The following is a 22,582-nucleotide window of genomic DNA, read 5'->3' on the forward strand; positions in this document are numbered from 1 at the left end:
AAGCCGCTATCCTGTAATAATTTGATAACCCAAACGACAGATCAAAATACTCACCAGTATCAAGAATAAAATACGGATAAAGCCACTACCGTATTTTAGAGCCAAACGGACACCCAATAACGAGCCTGCAATATTGGCAACCGCCATCATCATTCCCAAGGCAAAAAGCACATGACCTGTCGGAATAAAGAAGCTGAGTGCTGCCAGATTGGTCATGAAGTTGCCGATCTTTGATAATGCCGAAGCATGTAGAAAGTCAACTTGCAAGAAACGAATAAAAAAGAAAATAAAGAAACTGCCAGTCCCTGGACCAAAAATACCGTCATAGAAACCAATCGCTAGACTACCCATCGCAGCCAGCACCAGTAACTTTGGCGTGATTTTTTGATCGATGTGCACTTGCCCGAATTGCTTTTTCATAAAGGTATAAATCGCAATCACGATCAGCATGACCAAAACAATCGGCCTTAGGATATGGGTTGGCACCAAAGATACACAGGCCGCCCCAATGAATGAGCTGATAAAGGCAAATAGTGCAATCACACCGAGTAATGACCATTGCAATTTGACACGGCGTACAAATGAAAAAGCCGCAGAACCTGTTCCACAAATGGAGGCCAACTTATTGGTACCAAATAAGGTTGCAGGTGCAGTTTGCGGTAAAGCTCCCATCAATGCAGGAATCTGAATCAAACCGCCACCACCTACGGCAGCATCAATGGTTCCTGCACAAAAAGCAAAGAACACTAAGGTTAGAATCAGTTCCCATTCCATTGACGATACTCTTATAAATTTAACAAGCGTTTTGGTACTAGACGTTTTTTATCAGTGATTTCAGCCAAGCCTAAACAGCGCTCTCCATCGAACACCAACACTTCAGCTGCAGCTTCATGATCAATATTGCTTTCCTGACCGTTACCAAAATACTTTCCACGGCCTTCAGGCAATTGCACACGAGGAAAATGCTCAACAGGTGCATAGACTGGCAGTAATAAGGCATCGCGTTGTTCTTGGGTAAGGCTTTCGAGATATTCAATGGTATAACTTGGATTAATCTCAAAATGGCCTGTCTGGGTACGATGCAATTTAGTTAAATGGCCACCACAGCCCAAAGCCTCGCCGATATCTTCACCTAATACACGGATATAAGTGCCTTTTGAACAAGTCACATCCAATGTCAAACTATCTTCAGTAAAGCCAAGCAAGCTTAAGTTATAAATGGTGACTGGGCGTGCCTCACGCTCAATTTCGATCCCTTTACGTGCCAACTCATAGAGTGGACGACCATCACGTTTCAAGGCCGAATACATCGGTGGCACTTGCTGAATATCACCACGGAATTGCTCAAGTATTTGTTCAATTCGTTCTTCGCTCAATGCCGGCACTTCTCTCTGCTGAAGGATTTCGCCTTCAACATCACCTGTCGCTGTGGTTTGCCCTAATTTGACCGTAGTTTGATAACGTTTGGTTGAGTCCAGTAAGTAATGTGAAAACTTGGTCGCTTCGCCTAAACAGATCGGCAATAAACCTGTCGCCAATGGATCGAGCGCACCTGTATGCCCTGCTTTTTGTGCATTGAACAGACGGCGCACTTTTTGTAATGCAGAATTAGAACTTAAACCTAAAGGTTTATTTAATAGGAAAACACCGCTCAAATGACGATAAGAACTTTTTTTCATAAAAGAAAAATCAAAGCATAAAGACCTATTTTAGCAAAACTCGGTCTAGGATTTAAAAAAGGATTGGCTTTTAGCCACAAACAGACATAAAAAAATGCGCCAAAGGCGCATTTTCTTGCTTTACAACAAAGTTAAAATTAACCTTGTTTACGAGCTGGTAACTTTTCACGAATACGTGCAGCTTTACCAGACAACTCGCGTAGGTAGTAAAGTTTAGCACGACGAACGTCACCACGACGTTTCACTTCGATTTTAGCAACGATTGGAGAGTGAGTTTGGAAAACACGCTCAACACCAACACCGCTAGAGATTTTACGAACTGTGAAAGCAGAGTTTAAACCACGGTTTTTCTTCGCGATTACAACACCTTCAAATGCTTGAAGACGCTCACGGTCACCCTCTTTTACTTTAACTTGAACGATAACTGTATCGCCCGGTGCAAAAGCAGGGATGTCTGATTTTAACTGTGCATTTTCAACAGCTTGAACTAAAGGATGTTTACCACTCATGTGGAATCTCCAATATGTGCGGGAGAGAAGAGGTCTCTGACACCGCTGGGAATAGAGGCTAAAGCGCATATCTCCCGTTTAACTTTCCCTTTAGAGCAAAATTGCTTTAAAGAGCCTATTTTTAACTTAAACCAAGTTTAAGTAAAACTCGAAGCAAAGCTTCTCGTTGGGTACAAAGACAAACTGATACCAGTTTAACCTTGCGAATCTTTTAGCCATTTAATTTGCTGTTTGCTCAACTCTACTTTTTCTACCAATTCTGGTCGACGATCTAAAGTACGTTGATAACGCTGCAAAAAACGCCATTTCTCAATATTGGCATGATGTCCTGATTTAAGTACCTCAGGCACATCCAACCCTTCGAAACAGTCAGGCTTGGTATATTGTGGACAATCCAGTAAACCATCCACAAAAGAATCTTGTATCGCAGATTGCTCGTCAGACATGACATTTGGCAATCGACGAATAATACTATCGAGCAATACCATCGCAGGAAGTTCACCACCCGATAAGACGTAATCCCCAATTGACCATTCTTGATCAACATAATGCTGGATTAAACGCTCATCGACCCCTTCATAACGCCCACACAATACAATCAAACCATCATAATCAACGAATTGTTGTACTGCCTGTTCATTTAAGGTTTTGCCTTGCGGTGACATATACACCACTGGCGCATGAACACAGCCTGCTTGTGTTGCAAGTTGTTTGGCATGGTTAATTGCTTGTGCCAACGGCTCAGCCATCATCACCATACCTGGACCACCACCGAACGGACGTTCATCCACTCGTTTATAGTTGCCCTCAGCAAAATCTCGTGGGTTAATGCAAGTCACTTGCACGATGTCACGCTTTGCTGCACGCCCGCTAATCCCGTGCGCTGTAATCGCTTCAAACATTTCAGGAAACAATGTGATGACTGCAAAAAACACCGCAGACTCCTTTATTTTCCTGCTGCGCTACCTTCCCCGAAAGGATTAGTAGTCTACGCCCCAATTGACGTAAATACGACCAGCTTCAAGATCAACGCGTTGTACCACATCTTTATGCCAAGGAATCATTCGCTCTTCAGCATCAATGCTATCAGGCGTCGCTTTTACGACCATGACATCATTGGCACCTGTTTCAAACAGTTCGTAGATTTGACCGAGATTGACTTCTTGTTCTTCATCATCAAGACCTAACACCGTTAGACCTTTAAGATCAGACCAGTAATACTCGTCTACATCTGCTTTTGGAAGCTGAGATTTGGCAATCCAGATATTCGCGCCAACCAGATTTTCTGCACCAGTACGATCATTTACGTCCTTTAATGCAACAACCAAGCCTTTGCCATGTGGTTTCCAACGTTTTACATCAATAGTTTGCCAACCTGCCTTGGTTTCAATGTACCAAGGAAGGTAGTCAAACATATTGCTCATAGGTTCTGTATTAGAGTAAACCCAGAGCCACCCATTCAATCCATAAGCTGAACGTAACTGTCCAATCTGAATACGATCTTCTGGCACATTCTGTGTCGATGTCATGGGCTACCTACTACAATTATGCAGTAGTTGCAGCTTTTTTAGCTTGAGCAGCTAAAGAAGCAACGCGATCTGAAGGTTGAGCACCTTGAGCAACCCAGTGAGCAAAACGGTCAGCATCTAAACGAACTTTTTCAGCTTTACCTTGTGCAGTTGGGTTAAAGAAACCAATACGCTCGATGAAACGACCATCACGTGCATTGCGGCTATCAGTTACAATGATTTGATAGAATGGACGTTTTTTTGCACCACCGCGCGCTAAACGAATAACAACCATGAGAACAACCTTATAATTTTTACGGATTATCCCTGCGCCGACCATCGGCAACACTTCAAACCCCTTTCATAGAGGGCAATATTCTACGTTATATTTGCTTTGAAAGAAAGATTAAATTTTGGGTTATCCACAGCTCTGAATTTAATTTATAAAATCTGCTGAGTTACCAGTCTTCAGCCTCATTGCCACAGCTTGATGTCGTGATATTTGCAGCCGTTTTGGTCTTACACTTAAGACCTGTGCTGGTTAATAACAAGGAATAATTCCTCGGACTTTGACTCACGGCTTTTAATGACCACGCCTGAGTATTTACCGTTAATGTTAACGTGAATTTTTGGTTAGCACTCGTTGCTGTCAAAGGTAGAAGCAAGGTGGTGTTGGTTGCGCTAGGTACGGTGTAGTAAGCACCTTGATTCGTCGCAGTTCCTTTCAGCACAAAACTATCATAACTAAAATTGCGTGCCCGATGTTTTTCCAAAAGCTCAGCAACTTTGAGCATTTCTTGCTGTGCTGTCGCTAAATCTGCACGACGGATATAAGCGTCATAACTTGGGATTGCAATGGCTGCAATAATTGCCACGATCGCAACCGTAATCATCAGTTCAATTAGAGTAAAACCTGAAATTTTACCGTTTTTTCTAGCATGATAAAGTAGGTAATCCTTAGTTAAAGGATGAGCGTTATACTGCCCCATCCTCTCATAATCAAATTGTTCTATTTTCTGTTTATTCATTATTTTCATACCATTTTAATGGCACAAGTTGACGGCGCATTTGACTCACTGGCGTTACATTCGAAGAGCTACTACCACTTTGAATTAAACCACGTGACTGTAACTTCGTATTTGAGTCTGTACCGGCTGCACCAACATTTAAAGCAATAATCCCTTTCCCTGCTAAAAAGTTATTCGCTTGACCTGTTTGGAGTTTTTGCTCACACACACCAAAAGGCAAACAATAGCGATGAACTTGAGTTTCACCACGAACTTGAACTGGGCAGGTTGGTGTTTCTCCTGGATTATATACGCTGGCATATAAGTTCTTATTAATGACAGCCATTTCATCCATGACCTTTTTCCCTTGATCAAAAGATATCGCCCATCCATTTGGAATCAATGCCTTGACTTGCTCAACACTCTTGTCTTTTACATCTTCAGTGGTGAGCAGGCTACCCAATGATTGTCCGGCCGTTGTTAAATCGAGATCCGTCGTTAGTGCACTAAATGTACTTGCATATAGATCTGTTCGAGTCACATCTTGATCAAAAATATTATAAATTGCCCCTGAGCTGGTATCTGTTGCTGGCAAACTACGATTACCTGAAGCAATACTTAACACAGCCAGTGGTTTCTCGTATCCATAAATACTAAAACTTGGTGCATCATAAAATCTTGGGCTACTCCCATCTGCTTTATGTAAATTTAATAACCGCGTCGCACGTATCGCAAAATCCTTTCCTGATGTGTTCATTACTGGATTTAAATCAACGCGCCAGACTTGTCCGCCTAAATCTCCAAAATATAGATGATCCACCAAACCATCCCCATTACGGTCCGCAACATTAATACGACTAACAACACTAAACTGCATCGTGTCAATTTTTAAACTATTTTCTTTTACTGCATCATTTTTATTAATCGCATTTGCTCCACCCCACCAGAGCAGATCGCCATTATTTGCATCAAACATATAAACACCAGCACCTTTCGTTGCCGTAGCTGGATTATAGTCTTTAATCTCATAGCCTGTATCATATCCCCCCCCAACAAACATGACCTGCTTACGCTGTCCTTGCCAATTCACATATGCAAGGGTTGGCTTAGACCAGCTTTGTCCCATGTATTGCAAGGCTGTAACGGTGGTAACGCCAGATGCATTAATAATTTTTTGATTCTTAGGATCGATATGAAATTTTAAACTTGGACTTGTAATATCTTGTAAATTCAAGGCATAGTAACTCTGCCCACCCATTCTTAACCCGCCATACAAAACCTGTTTCCCTTGAGGTTTATTGGTCCCAGTTTCAATTTGACCAACGGTGGCCTGAACCTTTCCATCTTTCATACCATATACATATTCAGTATAAGCTGTCCAAGCACCATCAATACCATAAGGCATATTTTTCCAGCCCAAACCTAAGTCCCGTGTAAAGGCTTTTCTTTGCTCACTGTCCTCCAGCATTTCATTTGGAACAAAAGCAAACTTCTCTTTACCTGTACTGGCATCAACGATATGCAATAAACCTTGCGTCGATCCAAACACAATATAATCATCTCGATCTATAGTGCCGTTCGTTTGGAACTTAGCAAATTGGGTAATTTTTAATGGTGTAGAATGCAAAGGCATTCCAAGTTGCCAAAATGGTTCGCTCTGAGCCAGTTCATTTCCAGTCGCAGTCAGTGGGTCTACTTTATAACCTAACAAATTCATTAGATAGCCAGCATAAGGGTCTTTCTCTGTTGCAGATAAACTACAGCGCGCCACACTAGAATCAGCCAAGTATTGTGAATCGACATTGATTTTTTTTAGGGTTTTACTTTCATTAAATGTATATTTTTTATCACTATTTTTCTGACAATCGCGATTAATCCACAATTGACGTGTTGAACTATCGACTTGTTGCGGGCGTAAAGTTTTTAATTGGTCAAGTGCTCCTCCAATCAACAATTCAGAACCATCGGCCTTTTCTGTATGCCCTCCATTCCACTGATCTTTGAAATCAACACTACCTTTCAAACGAATGATGCTTCCACCACTTGTTTCATTTTCCGTCAAAACTGAATACTTTTTTAAATTTCCATTCCAACTTTGTTTATCCGAAGGAATAAAAATGCTGTTATAAACCTCGCTGCTAAGTTGATATGGAGTAAGGGGATCCGCAGGAATTGTTTGCAAACCCAAAAAGGCATCTGACTTGGTTTCTACCAGATGCTGACTAAAGTCAATGATACTTTCAGAAATACTCTTGGTATCTGATAACTGATACCATCCACCACCACCATACACCCCCCAACGAGCCAGATTGGCCGTATCATCCGCGGGTAAAGGCATCGGTACAATATTGCCTAAAGCTTTTTTTAGCTGATCAAGTGTTTGTGTCAAATTAAGGTCTAAACCTAACAACTTCAGAACCGCACCAAGGGGTTGTAATAATGTATCTACAACACCTAAAAGTCCTTGTACTAGATTAAGTACCGTAGATAGAACTGTCTTCGGTGCAGTAATTGTTCCCAAATCACTCACTGTTTTTGCACTGGGAATATGAGCGAAATCACGCCCAATCCCACCCACAGCGGTTTTAATACTGACAGCCTTGTTCTTATTTTGATAGTTCTCATCTTTTAATGCTCCAGCGTAATTTGCAATACATGACCAAGTCGCTGAAGCTGAACCATTTGCCCACCCAGCTGGTACAGAGCCACAATTGAAGACTGCTGTATTAGAACTATTTAATGAGCGTGTCATTAGCTTTTGTACTGGGTTACTTATATTACTTAAGGGTTCTCGTTGCGAACCAGCTAACCAACCCAATAGATTCTGATTTAAGTCTGGAATACTACCTGTTAATACATATAAGCCATGCCCGCCACATTGTGACGCTGTATTTAAACTTGGACCATTATAGAGATTCGAGTCTACTGAAGACTTACTTACAGCCGTGGATTGATCAAAACCACTATAGGGAGAAATTGTTTTCAGAGTATCATCATACTTATAGAAGATTTTCTCTCCGCCTAACACCCCAGCCAGCAGATCACCCAATAAGCCTCCTCCCGGTGACCAATCATATTCTTTATTCTTGTACCAACTTGGGTAACTTCCAATACCAAGTACAATTGTTTCGGGTGTTCCCCAATCTAAGCATTTTCCATAAATATCAATATTAGAATCAGAACATTTATAAAATCGTGTGGAAAGGATACTAAAATTAACCACCCGACCGAACTCTTTCGATCCTGTCCCTTTTGTCGTCGTACTGAGTAAATAAGCACCAGTTTCGGCATAAGCCGTTGCTGTTGGTGTACTTAAACCCAACAAGCTATTTAAGTTACCTCCAAGGTTTCTAAGCAGCACACCAATCGTATCAACTGCTCCTAATACATTCACCGCAAGCAATTGATTAACCAACGTTCTTAAACTCCCTGTAATACTGCCAACAGGGTCAGCACTGCTTAGATTCGCAATTGTCGTTTTAATTTTTTCTCGTTGTGTGGTATCAAGCTTTTTGGCTTCGACGGCAATCATACCTGCAAGCTCATTTTTCCCACCTCCCGCTTTCGTTGCAGGAAATACAGATACTCCAACTGAAATATTTGCTGATAAAGGTTCAATCCCTTTTGCAGGGTTGCCATCGATCACATCAACAACGGCTTGTTTAATACGGCGCAGACGATTATAGCAACGGTAGCTCTGAATAATGCCCAAAGTTGGATCCTTGATCGGTTCACAACTATCTTTAATATATTGAACAGATCCTTTTAAACCCAATAAATCTGCGCCTAGGATTGGGTTTGTTATCCCATCCACACCTTCCAATATCTGAGTAATTAATAAGGCCGGGATATCACAATAACCACTATCAGGTGTCGTACCAGTGTTTACTTTAACCAGATTAAGGAGGTTAATATTGACAGTTGCAACATTACCAAGCACTCCCTTGACGCCCTCAAGCAAATTACCACTTAGGCAAAGTGGATAGTCTCGTTGCAAGTCAGCAATAGCATCTGCCCCCATACTCTGAGACAAGTCAACCATCAGCATAATTGTGCTGTCTCCACCGGCACTACCTTGTCGATAAATCTCGATATCACTGGCATGAGATGACGTTGAGATAAAAAAACAGCAGGAAACTATACTGGTCAAGACCACACTGATTTGAGTTTTTTTAAGCTTTTTGAGTCTTAAAGTATCTATTTGTTTTGATATCTTATTATTGTTCATGTCCATTTCTCCCTTATGAGCCCTAAGGTTCAAAGTCAGATAAGAAGCGATATTCTGCTACTTGTGTACTATATAGGATGTTCTTATCTTTAAGGCATTGAACGATTCCTTTCACCCCTGAAGGTGGCTCAATACTCTTATTTAAACACCCTGTATCTGCATCAAATAAATCTGTATCAGGATTTGCTAAGAGGCCTTTCATAACCGATGTGACATATACACGTAATCGCATACTATTTTCTGTTTTGGCATTGGTCACATCTGTTCCACGAGCTAAATCGGAGAATGGCTGAGTCACCGACATTGCTCTCTTGATATGTACCTGAGTCACTACCTGCGAACGCCCACCAGAAACATCCGAGGCATGGCATGCTCCACCACCTGTTGCCATGACTTGTTTCTGCTTCGTCGTATTTTGCCAGTACAACCAACTGGCATTGGACAAATCAAACGGGGTATTGCCTTTGAAACAAAAAACCAGTTCTTTATTCCAGTTATCTTCATTTTTAAAAAAACCGACAATACCATTTGCAGAAGCCAAATTTTGCTGAGTATTTGGATCTTGAAAAGACATTAACGCAGCATCAGCATTTTGCGCCAACAGAGTTTGCATTTGGTTATTACTCACCAGTTTTAAGGAGCTTGTACTCTGGCGAATTGCCAATGTTCCAATGACCATAATCATCAGTACAATCATAAGTACAATGATTAATGTCGATCCTCGTTCAACATTTTTCATGTCCCAGCCCCTCCATTGGTACAGGTTGTGTTTTTGCTACTATCACAACCTTCGGAAACCCACCCCATTGCATTCCTTAAAGAGATGGTTTGATCAACGACCTGTCTTAAATAATTATCTTGAGAAGCTGGCTTCAAATTGACCTTGGTACCCAATACTTGGAAAGGTTCTTGGTTCCTTTGTTTAATCACAGACTGATCACCTGTCTTATCGTCAGAACGGACCAACACCCCAATTTGAATGGCATGCACATAAGGCCGAACGGCCTGTGTTACGCCATCAATATTTTTTTTGGTTGCAGTCAATGCCATATAATTTTTAGTATCGGTATAGGCCAGCGTACTATTTGCACTGTTCAAGTCGCCATCCATATAGCCCAAACGGATCTGAAAAAGATCTACGTTTGGCAAAATTATCTGACTTGAGCCCCAAGCTAATTTCAAGCGATCTGTTGCCGTTTTTGTATCTAATACCGTTTGTGTGTATTGTGCAGCTTGGCAACGCAAAGATTGGCGTAAATCCGTTGATGTCGATCCCACATAATAGCGCTGTACCACAAAGGTACCACTTACAACATCTTGACCAGAGCAATCGAGCCCACTTTGAGGTGCTTGATAACGAATCAGCAATTGGTCATTGGTTAGTCCAGTAACATTGGCATTGCCAAAACTAGCAATCTGATTATTCGAGAAACAATCCGTACAATTCAGGTCAATTTTTTCACCCACATTATTCGAGCTGAGTAAAATACCCGCATAAGCTGTTTGGTCATTAATCGCGGGAACTGGAGAGCTTAAGTTTGCTTTGCGAATATCATCAACAATAAAGTTCAACCCCAAACTCGCATTATCTTGGATATGTGCCATCGCTTTTTGTAGCTTATAACTGGTGATCCCTGTAATGAAAAGTTGAATCGCAGCAGCGACAATCAACAAACCCAATGTCAGTGAAATCATCAGCTCAATCAGCGTAAATCCTGCCTGACCCTTACTATGTTTTAGATTTAAGAGGCCTATTTTCATTTCAATATGCCTCCAAGAATAGACAATGTGATCCAGAAACATAAGCACCATCTTTAATACATGCTGCGATGCCTTGATCACCTGCTAAATTAGTCTGATCCCACGCGACATAAATACATTGTCGATTATTTCCAGTCGGGCACTGATCGACGGCAAGGTTCATCCCATTATTTTTTGCTTCTAGTGCCGCATTTTGTAAATCTTGTAGGGCAATTTTTTCAGGTTTATCTGCTACAGCTGAAACATCAGTTTTAGGAACTTCGACTGCTTTAACCTTATATTTTCCTGCACGAGTTGCTTGCGGATTCGCTCTCATACGTTCTGCAAGATCCCGTGCGATGGTGGTTGCCAAGACCTGCTTATTCGCCTCAAGACTGGAATCAATTGCTCTTAACTGCAAAGCAGCAAAACCCAATACACTGATTGCCAATAAAACCAGAGCAACCAATACCTCCACCAGCCCGACACCTTTCTGTTCTTGAATCTTCATGTGCAAGCTCCCTCTTTGATTGTGGTATCGCCAATCACCCCGACCTGAATACAGTAAGAAAGGTTTTTCCGTTCTAAAATAAAATTCTTTTGCGCAGCAAGGCTGCCATTTCGTCTAAAGCTAAGAGTGGTCGAGGAATTATTAGCACTGGTCACACCATGATCTAAACCTGCAATAAAGATTCTTTGTGTTTCTGCTTTTGGAATGGCGATGGCTGTAGCACAATCATCGTCGGATAAAGAGGCTAAACAGACTCCTGTACTTTGTCGTAACAAAACAGCTTGACTACGAGCTTCTGAAATTTTCATCACCAGTTCACGTGCTGAAGACTCAAGCTTTTGTCGGCTATACATGGTTGCAAATGAAGGAGCTGCCATTAAAACAATGATGGCTAAAACAGCGATCGTGATAATGAGCTCAACTAACGTAAATCCTGAGCGAAGATGAACAAAGCTATGCTTTGTCTGAGCGCAAGATGGAAAGCTACGCTCGAAGTTGAACAAATGAGGTTGGACAACACTCGGCCCTATCGCGCGAGACTGTAAGTCATTATGTGCTTGTTGCATACAGTCCTCCATATGCACAAATCTTTTTGTTTTAACGAACATTTTGATTAATTTTTATTAAGCATTGATTTTACAAATTATTTTTATAAAACCCTTAAAGGTCTTTAATTTTAAATCAGTAAAATCAAATCATTATATTAATAAGATGAACGTTATTTTCGTGATTGTTTTCATGTTTAATACCAATTTCCGTCTAAAATGCACTTAAATCCACCTTTAAGAGATAAAAGGTAGGTAAGGACAGATAAATGATAAATAGGTCACATTCATTAATTATTGTTATTAAAAATATTAAATAGTTCACAAAATCAACTGCCATAAAAAAAGCAAACACTGAGGTTTGCTTTTTTTATGGCAGTTGGGGTGTTAACGGCCATCCCATGTAGAAATATTTGACAATCTAGCAATACATGCAGCAGCAGTGGATGAGGATTTACTCCAGTCTTTTTGACCTTGATCGTTTAGACAAATAACGCCATTGCCAGCTTGTGGTGTACCAGTCTTAGGTATTGCCGTTAATACCCATGTTGAAGCTGTAAGCGTATTAAAATCAAGATCATAGAGTGGAGTTCCTTGCTTCGGACTAACAGATGAACCATAAATAGCAGTTATGGTATTCTTTGATGTGTCTGTATTAAGATAGCTATTATACGCTAGCTTCCTTGCCTGCATTATCTGAGCGATATTAATCATTTCTGCTTGCACATCAGCACGCTTAGCTCTTTGTCCATATTGTAGATATGATGGATAGGCGACAGCCGCAATAATGCCAATAATGGCCACTACAATCATTAATTCGATTAGCGTAAAACCGTTTGTAATATTTTTCATCACCAATTTTCCCCACCTGTTCCACATGTAGCATAGGTAATGTTTGCACTTGTTTTATTTTGACAACGTAAGCCAGAACTGGTCATTAAAAATGAAAAATTTTGCACATCAGCACTCGTTGCTCTAATCGCCCAACTTTGTCCTGTTGCAGATGCTGCAGACAAAAGTGGATTTGTCGTCATTCCATCAACGATCGTTAATGTATATCTTACAGCTGCGCCAGTCGCATTTAATGGTACTGTCAAAGTTTGAGTACTTGCATCAAACGGCGTTGTCCCCGTTGAGTTATACAAATATTGGGCATTAAAGCCTTTATAGCTAAAATTCCTTGATTTATGCCGTTCAAGTTGCTCAGCTAATTTCTGCATTTCTTGTTGTGCCGCAGCAGCGTTTGCACGGCGGGCATAATTTTGATAACTAGGCAGTGCAATTGCAGTAAGGATAGCAACTATAATCAGTACTAACATAAGTTCAACTAGGGTAAACCCTAGTTTGAACTTAGCTTGAGATTGGTAATTTTGCATAGCATATCTCTTATTGGCGGTAACGTTCATACCAGCGCGTTTGTATTAAACGACTGGTACATTGCCATTCACCTGTTCCTTGCGTATTACCTGCCATCGTGAGTTTACCGCAACTTCCTGCACTACTATCAGGTTTTGGTACAAATGTAATGCCACGAATACCACCACCGATCACATTATCATTACATTCAGTTACCCCCGCAGGACAGCCGTTTGTCTTTGTCTGGAAGCCACTCTTAATTTCTAGTGCAGTATTTAAAGTTCCATCTGTTTTAATACATGCTCCAAACGGTAAACAGTACCTTTGCCAATCTGTTTCACCAACAACACGAGGTTTACAAGGGTCTTGTTGCTCAATACCAGTACCTTGTGGATCATAGACTGGTACTAACAAATTATTTGTAATGGCTAACGGCTCTTCGAATGCTTTCTGCCCCCCTCTAATACGGAAAGTACCATCCGCTCTTTCCATACTATTAATACCCGTTGTCGATGTACTTTTACTCGATAATGATCGATACCATCCAGCAGCCCCTGTGGTTGAACTCGGGAAAAAGAATCCAACAACTGTCTCACCTGTACCTAAAACTTGGGGATTCTTCTTAAAATCAGCTCGTGTCTTATTTTGCGTACTCAAAGTTGGACTAGCAGTAATCAAATCTCGCTTAGCAAAATCTTTATCCAATATGCCGTATACATTATTTACTGGTTGAGAGGTCAAGGCTGTTGTTGGTGTCATTCCATCTCGACCTGTCAATGGGAAAACATCTAGCGGGGTACTTCGATTCCCTGATGCAATACCAACCACAATAAAAGTACTTGTACCTTGATCATGAATGGTGACCGTTGGTGGTTCATAAAAACGCGGGGCTTTCGCTCCAGTGTAGTCATTCCCAACATCATTAGTTGTATCATTGGTTGCAAGATTTGCTAAACGGACTACACGAACACCAAAATCGCTATACGTTGAACCAGTCAATTTCTGATTATTATTAAAGTCAGCACGAAATACCTGCCCTCCCAAATCACCAAAATATAAATGATCAACTAGCCCATCAGCATCGCGATCCAAGGTACTAATACGACTTACAATGCTATGTTTCATATATTGCTTATCACCATCAGCAGTTGTAGACCCGTAGGTAGCGGACCAAACCAGTTCTCCAGTTTTAGCATTAATCATATAAACTGCATTACCTTTTGCTTTCGTTCTAGTCGCACAGGTACTATCATTTCCTGATGCCGCTAAGGTAAATTCAGGATCCTCATAACATTCATCATAGCCACCACCGACAATTATGACTCGGGTAAGCACACCGTCTTTGCGAATATTTGCCAATACAGGTTTAGACCAAGTTTGCCCTAAACGATCGAAACCAGAGGTTGAACTGTCAATTCTAAATAATAATTTAGGTTGAGTCGGCTCCAATACATTAAGACCATAATAACTATTCCCCCCCATTCGCATCCCACCGTAAATATTCATTTGTCGAGCAGTCACACTACTAGTCGCAGGAGTAGCTGTTGTATCTGTTGTGATTTTATAAGTAGGATCTGCTACCCAAGAGCCATCTATACCATATGCCGGGGCTAAAGAAGAATCACTTTGCCCTACTACAAGCGCTTTAGATTTCACACTATGGTTAAGAATCTCGGTAGGCACAAATACCATTTGCTCTTTACCATCCGAGGCATCAACAATATGAACACCTCCCTCCATTGAACCGTATAATATGGACTGAGTTCGGGCACTCGTTAAATTACCATTCGTATCCAAAGTTCCTGAATATGTCAGTTGCATCGGATAGGAGTGAATACTTCCTCCCATAGACAAATAAGGGGCGTCCGATGTTGTTAGTGAAGGAGGCAATGTTGTAGCTGTAATATCTGTACTATAGCCTAAATAATTTAATAACTTGAGCTTAATACCTATAGGGAAGTCTTTAAGTGTAGTTTGCCCAGTTGTGGTATTAAATTTATTTAAAACATAGGCCGCAGTTAAATCAATATTAGTATAAGGATCTGAGTTATCACTCGGCTTCGCAGGAATTTGCAATAATGCAGTTCCTGCAGTTGAGCCCGTTAACGGTGTTAAGCTTGTCCCATCCGAACTAGCAACATCGGTAAAAAGATTACGAATTTTATAAGCAGCAGTATAAGCATATCGTGAAATCACACCATTAGCACTAAGCTCTGTTTGCCCATTCATAGGTAAAGGAACTTTTGAGAATGTTCCACCCAAGAAAACCTTTCCACCATCAGTATACGTTGAGCCATTCCAATAATCCTTAGTCGTAGTTCGAAACGTACCATCAGTAGAGTAGACTAACCCCCCAGAATCTCCCTGAAAAGCTCCAAGATTTGCTGTTCCTGACATCGCAACACTATATTTTTTAAGATTACCACGCCATGTTAAAGAGTTATTCGCAGGATCAGGTTCAATCGCACGTAAGAAACCATATTCGGATAAGTTGTTTGGGTTTAATGCATCATAAGGCACCGAAATCTGGCCAGTGGTCAGAGGCTCTAACGTTCTCCCGCCTAAACTTTTAATAAATGCAACAACACTATTCGTAACTTCTGATGGACTAGATGCCTGAAAAAAACCACCATTACCAAAGCCACCATTATAGGTAGTCGGGGACGTAGGAGCAGGAACCGTAACTGTCCGTCCTCCTCCAGGAGAACACTTATCTGTTGGTGCCAGGTTAGTCAACGGATCATTATAAGCTCTAGAGCTAAGTTTACATGCATTTTGAGCATCTTGTGTGGCTGTACTATCAATTTGTTCCGTCTGGAAAACATTACCAAACCCCACAAAAGCAGTTTTTATTGAAACACCTTTTGGATTAGTTGCAGGGTTAAATAAAGCTTTAGCAAAGGCCCCAATACAATTCCAAGCACTACCAGAACTAGTATTAGGTAAGTCAGTGGAACAGCTAAATGTACTTCCAGAACTATCTAAAGCTTTTTGCATTACTTGTAATGCTCGGTCATTGCTTGAACCATTCGGTTGACCATCCGACAGGAAATAAATTCCCTGTCCATCACAACTAGCACGATCAGCTACTGTAGGTAATGGAGATTTATATCTTGTGCCTAGATTAGTACTTGTACGATCCTCGACAATATCTGAGTTCGCTGTTGTATCATTTGCTTTAGATTTTGGAGTACCACTATCATCATTTGAAACAACATATACAGATGGCAATGAATAATAATAATAATAATAATAAGAGTCGTAATCAGAAGAATACGGATTTAATATACCTATTCCAGGATTACTATTACTCCAACTTGACCAACCGTTATTTCTACAGTTTTGCCACAAGTTATTAAGATCAACAGAACTTGAAGAAGTTTCGCACTGCCTATACTCTATATTACCATTTGTTCTACGTACTCTTTTCTGATACATATCTTTTTGAATATTATATGACTGCTCAGAATATGTAGTTGTTCCAAGCAAATATGCTGCGGACTCAGCCATTGCATGAGCCGATGGTGTACTTGCTCCCGCTGAAAGGCCAGCAATTTTCTCTTTTAATAAATTACGTTGCGTACTATTTATATCACCGAGTGGTTTAGCGGCAACTAAAATTTGACCAGTCTTATTGTCAGCATCCGCAGAAAAGTTTCCTAATCCAATACTGGTTGTCGACAACCTAATTGGTGCGCCTGATGTATTCCCAATATTCACATCCGAATCACTGCTTCCTAATAACGCAAACATTCCATCTTTCAACCGCGTCAAACGGTCATAACAGCGATAACCTGTAATTGAACTGCCTGTTGCATTCAATGGAAAAGGTTCACACCCACCATTTTCGGGAGTCCTTTTTGCTAAAGAAGGTGCATCTCGAGCACTTAAATAGCAGAAATTACGAGAATATGCCGTTGACCCACTCCCCTGCGTAGTAAAATAATTTCTATTACTAGTTAAGCTTCCAGACACCGGAAATTCAACTGGCGCATTATTATCATTACAATTACCTGACGTTATACCGTAATCTCTATAGCTATTACCTGTACCATTGTCAGGTCCCATAGAGCCCGAAGTATCCAGCATCATAATAATAGTTTTTTTACCTGCTTTAGGTACTGCATAAATCTGTAAATCACTCGCCTGTACTATGGATGTAGTCATCAGCCAAGTCATTGCTAAAGAACTCGTACAAATGGCATACCATAGCTTGTTATGTTGAAAGTCTTTTAATCTTTTATTCATGGTATTCCCCTTAACTTCCTGGAGCTGAGACTTCAGTTAACTGATTCACATAGTTAAATTCTTGAACTTGAGTACTAAATGGCACTCCTTTGTCTGCAAGGCATTTTGCAAGCGTATATTCGCTTCCTGTGGCTAATGTCGCTGTCAGATCATCACTAACTTTGGCATTGGTTGAGCTTAGGCAGTCTGTTTGAACAGATGAGATATCCACAGCATAGGCAGGTAACATCGCTGTTGTAGTTACCCGTATCCGCTGTGCTGATGTCATACTCTTTGGTAATTGAGTACCTTCTGAAACATTAATTCCTCGGGGTAAGTTCGAACCAGGAGCATCATTATTAGCATTAGTTGGAACACTAACAGCAACTTGAGTCACCACAGCAGGCCTATTACTACCAAAGTCAGACGTCAAACTACAAAAACCAGCCACACCACCATCATCAACACTGGCATTATCTGTTGTACCTTTACGAATTAAGCTTGCATTCTTTGTTTGTGCAAAACGACTTGTTGTTGATGTTGGTTTATAACAAAAAATATATTCTCCACCGGGATTACTCTCATTCTCTTTTAATGCAGCCCCAATTACATTACCAACGCTTGTTACCGTAGTTGGATCAAAATTATTAAACCATGCAAGCGGTGCATCAGAGGATTGAAAATTTAATTGTCCAACCTGACTATTTGTTGCGACTCCCAATGAAACGATAGCGACTCGAACAGCGAGTATTCCAACCACAATAATGATTAGTAAAATGATCATGACTACAATTAAGGTCGCACCACGCTGACGTTTTAAATATGTGCGTTTTGGATGGTTCATAGTGAATCTCCCATTGCATTACGTAGTGCAACAGTGGTGCTATATACCCGACGTTGAAAACGTGTAGTTGTATCCGAAGGTGTAGCTGTTTGATCCAACATTAAGAGCGGCTGAGTTGGATCAATGGCCTTATTTTGCGCATTATTCGCGGAACGTACTAATACTGAAATCTGTGTTGATAAAATTCGTGAGCTCACCGATACTTTTCTATTCGTTTCTGTTGCGCTTCCAGCACCTGTTGTATTATCTGTCGCTGCAGTTTCAGCTACAGTACGGTACTGAGGAATCGTGTAGTAACCAAATTGATTCGACACTGTTTTTGTGGTGGTCGCGGTTACAGGTGTCACTGTTCTATTTGTAACGGTAGTTGTCGTTTCGGTTGTCACCATCGCACCAAGTAAAACATGGAAGTGATCAACACGAGGAATAATAATTTGCCCCGCATCTCCTAAACCAGTAATTGGTAAAGGAGAAATTGTATTTGTTGTTGAATTCACCGTTGTTCGCGCTGTAGTAGCTGCTATAACACCAGCAGCTGTTGCTGATGGCGTATTTGCATCACAAGCTAAAGCAAAGTCTGTAGAGGAACCATTACTATCGGGACGTACAAAATAACGCTGAACAACTAAATCGCCAGACAAAACGGTTGCACCTTCACAATTAGTCATCTGCGTTGGTGCAAAAAATTGAATTGTCAATTGATCACTTACAGGATTTGCAATAACTGCACCTGCTGAGTCTTTTAAAGTTACTTGGGTTAGTCCTTTCCAATAGTTTGATGTGGTTGAAACAGTATCATCCTGCCCACGACTTAATAAAGCAGAATCAATATAAGCCGAACTACTCACTTTCGGTACAAAGTTAACATTGGTTGAACTTGTTGCGGTTGATCCCGTTAAAATAATTCCACCATAAGGTGTTTTATCATTCAGTTTTAAATTAGCTAAGTTGTCTTGGTTCGCAAATCGAATATCTCGGACAATATAATCTAAACCAAAAATTCCACTGTCCTGAATTTCAGCATTGGCTTGCTGTAAGCGGCTTGAAAGAATTCCACCAGTAAATAGTTGTACTGCAGCAGCGACAACAATTAAGCCTAGAACCAGTGCAACCATTAACTCAATTAAGGTAAAACCTGACTGCGACTTCACATTATTTTTTTTCATTAATAAACCTCCATCATGAGACAAGAGGCTCCAGCAACATAGATACCATTACTCCCCATGCAGCTTGAAACATCTGCAGAACTGGTCGTCACTCCTGAAGCTGAATTTTCCTCGACAGTTGGAGCTATTTTCCCCCAAAATGCATATAAGCATTGGCGACGTATCGCCATCGATGAAGTCACCCCTGGACAATTATCCATGGTTAACTGCATCCCTAATTGATTAGCATTTCGTGCTGCTTGATAAGCATCAAATTGAGCAACTTGACTTGCTGTACACCCAGAATTAAAACAACTTGTAGGCGCTGTTGTTGCCGATGAAAAACCTGTGTAACCACGAACAAATGCAGGGTAACTCCCCATTTGGCTTTTATTAATACGCATATTTTCAGCAAGACCACGCATAATCACCATCGCCTGAGACTTCTGCATCGCTTCAGCAGAAGCATCATATGCTCTTAACTGTAAGGCGACGTACCCCAAAACGCCTATTGCCAGTAATAATAGTGCAACAAGAACTTCCATCAATCCGATGCCCGCTTGTTTTTTATATTTGATCATCAGCAAGCACTCACTGTCGTATCTGACTTAATAATGTATGCTCCTAGTCGAGTGATAACGATTGGCTTTTGAACCAATAATTTGGAATTGCACAATGTAATCGTGGTATCACCTGTAATATTTGCGACTAAACCATTGCTATCAAACCTTAAGGCAGAGGTTGTTGTAGTTGTCGTAGATGGTGGCATCGTAATCACACTTACTGAAGTCGGGGCAGGAGAAATCGTCAATGTCGTATTACTGTTTGCGACACCCCAGCTTAGTGTTCTTGCATTATTTGTACTTCCAGAAGAAGCAGCCAAATAAGCATCTATATTTGTCCTATTTAAAATTGCTTGGCTTTTTGCTTGAGATAATGCAGTTAGCAACTCCCTAGCATTTCGTTCATAACGTCTTTTTTCCATCAGGTTCGACATTGATGGCGCAGCCATGGTCGCAATCACCCCCAGTACAGCAATTGTTAGCATCAATTCAATTAAGGTGAACCCCTGACTTTTCCCCATCGCCCCTGCACCTAATTATTAAAATTCACTACTCTATATTAAATTTTATTTTTACAGAACCAATACAAAGCAGATAAGCACCAAAAAAAAACGGATGGAGTGTCATCCATCCGTTTCCATTTCACATTTTTCTAATAAAATTAGGCTTGTATCACTTGGATACGCAACTCTTTTGGTAGACTAAAGGTAATGTTTTCCTCACGTCCTTGTAGTTCTTTTGGTGGCGTCGCACCCCAATCTTGTAAGCGCTGAATCACTTGTTTAATTAAAATTTCTGGTGCCGATGCACCTGCGGTGACACCAATTTTGCTCTCTGCTTTAAACCAATCTTTTTCAAGTTGATCCGCATTATCGACCAAATAAGCAGACTTACCCATACGCTCAGCCAACTCACGTAAACGATTCGAGTTTGACGAGTTTGGTGAACCGACCACAAGAACCACATCACATTGTTCAGCTAGGTCACGCACTGCATCCTGACGGTTTTGGGTGGCATAGCAAATATCATCTTTACGCGGGCCTTGAATTTTTGGAAATTTAGTTCGAAGCGCATCAATCACTTTAGCCGTGTCATCAATTGAAAGCGTGGTTTGCGTGACAAAAGCGACTTTTTCAGGATGTCTTACCATTAAAGCATCAACATCCTGTTCATCTTCAACCAGATAAATCTCACCACCTCTAGATTTATCATATTGCCCCATCGTACCTTCCACTTCTGGGTGACCTTCATGTCCAATCAGGATAGCTTCAGTCCCTTCGCGTGCATATTTGGTCACTTCAATATGAACTTTAGTCACTAATGGGCAGGTCGCATCAAATACTTTTAAACCACGGCGATCGGCTTCTTGCTGTACTGCTTTCGATACGCCATGTGCACTAAAAATCACAATGGAATCATCAGGAACTTGATCTAATTCATCGACGAATACAGCACCACGCTGACGTAAATCATCGACCACAAATTTGTTGTGCACCACTTCATGGCGTACATAAATAGGTGGGTTAAAACATTCCAGTGCTCGATTGACGATTGCTATAGCACGGTCAACTCCAGCACAAAAGCCTCGTGGATTGGCCAACACGATTTCCATAACATCCTCTCTCATGATCTGAATTTTTACACCAAACTATTTCGTTTAATGGCACGCTACACTACAATAGCCAAGATATTTTATCATATTCAGGAAAAATATCATGTCGGGTCTATTGTTTGTCGTTTCTGCAGCCTCAGGAACAGGCAAAACATCTTTGGTCAAAGCCCTACTCGATCGAGTCAGCAACTTACACGTTTCTGTCTCACATACTACACGCGGTCAACGCCCTGGTGAACTTGATGGTGTTCACTACCATTTTACCAATAAAGAAAACTTTTTAGCACAAGTTAATGAAGGCGGTTTCATCGAATATGCAGAAGTATTCGGAAATTATTATGGTACCTCTCAAGCCAAGGTCAAAGAACAACTACTACAAGGTCATGATGTTCTACTCGAAATTGACTGGCAAGGTGCTGAACAGGTTCGTCGACTTTTTCCTGAATCAAAACAAATCTTTATTCTCCCTCCAACACAATATGATTTAAGGCAACGTCTTTCAAATCGTGGTACAGATTCAGTTGATGTCATTGAACATCGTTTAAGTTGTGCCGTTGAGGATATGCGTCATTTTGCCAGTTTTGACTATGTCATTATTAATGATGATTTCAATAAAGCGGTACATGACTTAGAAGCAATTATCGCTGCAAATCGATTGGTTACTTTGCAACAAAGTGTGCGTCATCAACAATTAATCGAAAACTTGCTTACCCTTGATCGTGAATAACTTGAGTCTGGACTAAAAGCCTTTTATACTACTCAGTCTTTTCAAATGTAATGTTCAAACGAGACAACTTATGGCACGTGTAACCGTTGAAGATTGTTTAGACCATGTAGATAACCGCTTCGAGTTGGTACTGGTGGCGAGTAAACGTGCACGTCAATTAGCACGTCAAGGCATGGAGCCCACTGTAGAATGGGACAATGATAAACCAACAGTCGTTGCGCTGCGTGAAATTGCAATTGGTCATGTGACTAAAGAAATTTTAAAACAACGCGATCAAGACTACCAAACATCAAACCTTGATATGGTACTGTCTACAAATTCACTAAACTTAGAAGGTTTTACTTTCTAAATCGAATTTGTTATGCGTAAAGCCCATTGTGA

22 protein-coding genes are annotated in these 22,582 nt (G+C 40.8%); 2 read left to right on the plus strand and 20 right to left on the minus strand.

The window, feature by feature from the left end; all coding sequences use genetic code 11:
• Positions 1-6: 6 nt before the first annotated feature.
• The 20 genes from WA352_RS00925 to ispH all read right to left on the minus strand — a co-directional run bounded on the left by WA352_RS00925 (position 7) and on the right by ispH (position 21,474).
• Positions 7-774 (minus strand): sulfite exporter TauE/SafE family protein, encoded by a 768-nt coding sequence (locus tag WA352_RS00925; protein ID WP_033134361.1) that lies wholly within the window; start codon positions 772-774, stop codon positions 7-9.
• Between the two features lie 11 nt (positions 775-785).
• Positions 786-1,679 carry a tRNA pseudouridine(55) synthase TruB gene (gene truB / locus WA352_RS00930; RefSeq protein WP_033134360.1) on the minus strand — a complete coding sequence of 298 codons (894 nt, stop codon included), beginning with the start codon at positions 1,677-1,679 and terminating at the stop codon, positions 786-788.
• A 137-nt stretch (positions 1,680-1,816) separates the two neighbouring features.
• Positions 1,817-2,188 (minus strand): 50S ribosomal protein L19, encoded by a 372-nt coding sequence (gene rplS / locus WA352_RS00935; RefSeq protein ID WP_004657502.1) that lies wholly within the window; start codon positions 2,186-2,188, stop codon positions 1,817-1,819.
• A gap of 194 nt (positions 2,189-2,382) precedes the next feature.
• Entirely contained in the window at positions 2,383-3,123 is a 741-nt protein-coding gene (trmD, locus tag WA352_RS00940; protein ID WP_033134359.1) for a tRNA (guanosine(37)-N1)-methyltransferase TrmD, read from the minus strand.
• Positions 3,124-3,168: 45 nt separating this feature from the next.
• On the minus strand, positions 3,169-3,717 hold the full coding sequence (gene rimM, locus WA352_RS00945) for a ribosome maturation factor RimM (RefSeq protein WP_004803983.1): 549 nt from the start codon (positions 3,715-3,717) through the stop codon (positions 3,169-3,171).
• Positions 3,718-3,733: 16 nt separating this feature from the next.
• Positions 3,734-3,991, minus strand: a complete 258-nt coding sequence (gene rpsP / locus WA352_RS00950; RefSeq protein WP_004660208.1) for a 30S ribosomal protein S16 — start codon at positions 3,989-3,991, stop codon at positions 3,734-3,736.
• 163 nt (positions 3,992-4,154) lie between these two features.
• Positions 4,155-4,589 (minus strand): type IV pilin protein, encoded by a 435-nt coding sequence (locus WA352_RS00955; protein ID WP_096089488.1) that lies wholly within the window; start codon positions 4,587-4,589, stop codon positions 4,155-4,157.
• Positions 4,590-4,716: 127 nt separating this feature from the next.
• The gene (locus tag WA352_RS00960; protein ID WP_241345198.1) at positions 4,717-8,931 is read right to left on the minus strand and encodes a PilC/PilY family type IV pilus protein; all 4,215 of its coding nucleotides are present in this window, start codon (positions 8,929-8,931) and stop codon (positions 4,717-4,719) included.
• 22 nt (positions 8,932-8,953) lie between these two features.
• The gene (locus tag WA352_RS00965; protein WP_033134535.1) at positions 8,954-9,670 is read right to left on the minus strand and encodes a pilus assembly PilX family protein; all 717 of its coding nucleotides are present in this window, start codon (positions 9,668-9,670) and stop codon (positions 8,954-8,956) included.
• Positions 9,667-10,692 carry a PilW family protein gene (locus WA352_RS00970; protein WP_033134534.1) on the minus strand — a complete coding sequence of 342 codons (1,026 nt, stop codon included), beginning with the start codon at positions 10,690-10,692 and terminating at the stop codon, positions 9,667-9,669. The genes WA352_RS00965 and WA352_RS00970 overlap by 4 nt, the downstream gene beginning before the upstream one ends.
• Position 10,693: 1 nt before the next feature.
• Positions 10,694-11,182 carry a type IV pilus modification protein PilV gene (gene pilV, locus WA352_RS00975; RefSeq protein ID WP_033134533.1) on the minus strand — a complete coding sequence of 163 codons (489 nt, stop codon included), beginning with the start codon at positions 11,180-11,182 and terminating at the stop codon, positions 10,694-10,696.
• A complete protein-coding gene (locus WA352_RS00980; RefSeq protein WP_241345199.1) occupies positions 11,179-11,748 on the minus strand; it encodes a GspH/FimT family pseudopilin in 570 nt (189 codons plus the stop codon). The genes pilV (WA352_RS00975) and WA352_RS00980 overlap by 4 nt, the downstream gene beginning before the upstream one ends.
• 366 nt (positions 11,749-12,114) lie before the next feature.
• Positions 12,115-12,570, minus strand: a complete 456-nt coding sequence (locus WA352_RS00985; RefSeq protein WP_033134540.1) for a type IV pilin protein — start codon at positions 12,568-12,570, stop codon at positions 12,115-12,117.
• 8 nt (positions 12,571-12,578) lie between these two features.
• Complete coding sequence (locus WA352_RS00990) at positions 12,579-13,103, minus strand: type IV pilin protein (protein ID WP_033134532.1); 525 nt, start codon at positions 13,101-13,103, stop codon at positions 12,579-12,581.
• 10 nt (positions 13,104-13,113) lie between these two features.
• Positions 13,114-17,331 (minus strand): PilC/PilY family type IV pilus protein, encoded by a 4,218-nt coding sequence (locus WA352_RS00995; protein WP_033134531.1) that lies wholly within the window; start codon positions 17,329-17,331, stop codon positions 13,114-13,116.
• 10 nt (positions 17,332-17,341) lie between these two features.
• Positions 17,342-18,154 (minus strand): PilX N-terminal domain-containing pilus assembly protein, encoded by an 813-nt coding sequence (locus WA352_RS01000; RefSeq protein ID WP_033134530.1) that lies wholly within the window; start codon positions 18,152-18,154, stop codon positions 17,342-17,344.
• Positions 18,151-19,320 (minus strand): PilW family protein, encoded by a 1,170-nt coding sequence (locus tag WA352_RS01005; protein ID WP_033134529.1) that lies wholly within the window; start codon positions 19,318-19,320, stop codon positions 18,151-18,153. The genes WA352_RS01000 and WA352_RS01005 overlap by 4 nt, the downstream gene beginning before the upstream one ends.
• Complete coding sequence (pilV, locus tag WA352_RS01010) at positions 19,320-19,880, minus strand: type IV pilus modification protein PilV (RefSeq protein WP_033134528.1); 561 nt, start codon at positions 19,878-19,880, stop codon at positions 19,320-19,322. The genes WA352_RS01005 and pilV (WA352_RS01010) overlap by 1 nt, the downstream gene beginning before the upstream one ends.
• Positions 19,880-20,383, minus strand: a complete 504-nt coding sequence (locus WA352_RS01015) for a GspH/FimT family pseudopilin (protein ID WP_033134527.1) — start codon at positions 20,381-20,383, stop codon at positions 19,880-19,882. Before WA352_RS01015 ends, pilV (WA352_RS01010) begins: the two co-directional genes overlap by 1 nt.
• Before the next feature lie 140 nt (positions 20,384-20,523).
• Positions 20,524-21,474: a 4-hydroxy-3-methylbut-2-enyl diphosphate reductase gene (gene ispH, locus WA352_RS01020; RefSeq protein ID WP_005317749.1), complete on the minus strand. Its 951-nt coding sequence runs from the start codon at positions 21,472-21,474 to the stop codon at positions 20,524-20,526.
• Between the two features lie 103 nt (positions 21,475-21,577).
• On the opposite strand from ispH, the gene gmk reads away from it, so the two are divergent.
• Positions 21,578-22,201 (plus strand): guanylate kinase, encoded by a 624-nt coding sequence (gene gmk, locus WA352_RS01025; RefSeq protein ID WP_033134526.1) that lies wholly within the window; start codon positions 21,578-21,580, stop codon positions 22,199-22,201.
• Between the two features lie 70 nt (positions 22,202-22,271).
• On the plus strand, positions 22,272-22,550 hold the full coding sequence (gene rpoZ, locus WA352_RS01030) for a DNA-directed RNA polymerase subunit omega (RefSeq protein WP_004803954.1): 279 nt from the start codon (positions 22,272-22,274) through the stop codon (positions 22,548-22,550).
• Positions 22,551-22,582: the final 32 nt, after the last annotated feature.

This window comes from Acinetobacter sp. 102, assembly GCF_037028485.1.
Classification (GTDB): Bacteria; Pseudomonadota; Gammaproteobacteria; order Pseudomonadales; family Moraxellaceae; genus Acinetobacter; species Acinetobacter higginsii.

Bases quoted from the DNA above. Each gene is read 5' to 3' on its own strand.
- WA352_RS00965 (WP_033134535.1), bottom strand. From the start codon at position 9,670: ATGAAAAATGTTGAACGAGGATCGACATTAATCATTGTACTTATGATT.
- WA352_RS00990 (WP_033134532.1), bottom strand. From the start codon at position 13,103: ATGCAAAATTACCAATCTCAAGCTAAGTTCAAACTAGGGTTTACCCTA.
- rplS (WP_004657502.1), bottom strand. From the start codon at position 2,188: ATGAGTGGTAAACATCCTTTAGTTCAAGCTGTTGAAAATGCACAGTTA.
- pilV (WP_033134533.1), bottom strand. From the start codon at position 11,182: ATGAAGATTCAAGAACAGAAAGGTGTCGGGCTGGTGGAGGTATTGGTT.
- rimM (WP_004803983.1), bottom strand. From the start codon at position 3,717: ATGACATCGACACAGAATGTGCCAGAAGATCGTATTCAGATTGGACAG.
- gmk (WP_033134526.1), top strand. From the start codon at position 21,578: ATGTCGGGTCTATTGTTTGTCGTTTCTGCAGCCTCAGGAACAGGCAAA.
- WA352_RS00960 (WP_241345198.1), bottom strand. From the start codon at position 8,931: ATGAACAATAATAAGATATCAAAACAAATAGATACTTTAAGACTCAAA.
- WA352_RS01000 (WP_033134530.1), bottom strand. From the start codon at position 18,154: ATGAACCATCCAAAACGCACATATTTAAAACGTCAGCGTGGTGCGACC.
- WA352_RS00980 (WP_241345199.1), bottom strand. From the start codon at position 11,748: ATGCAACAAGCACATAATGACTTACAGTCTCGCGCGATAGGGCCGAGT.
- WA352_RS01005 (WP_033134529.1), bottom strand. From the start codon at position 19,320: ATGAAAAAAAATAATGTGAAGTCGCAGTCAGGTTTTACCTTAATTGAG.
- rpsP (WP_004660208.1), bottom strand. From the start codon at position 3,991: ATGGTTGTTATTCGTTTAGCGCGCGGTGGTGCAAAAAAACGTCCATTC.
- WA352_RS00995 (WP_033134531.1), bottom strand. From the start codon at position 17,331: ATGAATAAAAGATTAAAAGACTTTCAACATAACAAGCTATGGTATGCC.
- WA352_RS00925 (WP_033134361.1), bottom strand. From the start codon at position 774: ATGGAATGGGAACTGATTCTAACCTTAGTGTTCTTTGCTTTTTGTGCA.
- truB (WP_033134360.1), bottom strand. From the start codon at position 1,679: ATGAAAAAAAGTTCTTATCGTCATTTGAGCGGTGTTTTCCTATTAAAT.
- WA352_RS01015 (WP_033134527.1), bottom strand. From the start codon at position 20,383: ATGGGGAAAAGTCAGGGGTTCACCTTAATTGAATTGATGCTAACAATT.
- ispH (WP_005317749.1), bottom strand. From the start codon at position 21,474: ATGGAAATCGTGTTGGCCAATCCACGAGGCTTTTGTGCTGGAGTTGAC.
- WA352_RS00955 (WP_096089488.1), bottom strand. From the start codon at position 4,589: ATGATTACGGTTGCGATCGTGGCAATTATTGCAGCCATTGCAATCCCA.
- rpoZ (WP_004803954.1), top strand. From the start codon at position 22,272: ATGGCACGTGTAACCGTTGAAGATTGTTTAGACCATGTAGATAACCGC.
- WA352_RS00970 (WP_033134534.1), bottom strand. From the start codon at position 10,692: ATGAAAATAGGCCTCTTAAATCTAAAACATAGTAAGGGTCAGGCAGGA.
- pilV (WP_033134528.1), bottom strand. From the start codon at position 19,880: ATGATCAAATATAAAAAACAAGCGGGCATCGGATTGATGGAAGTTCTT.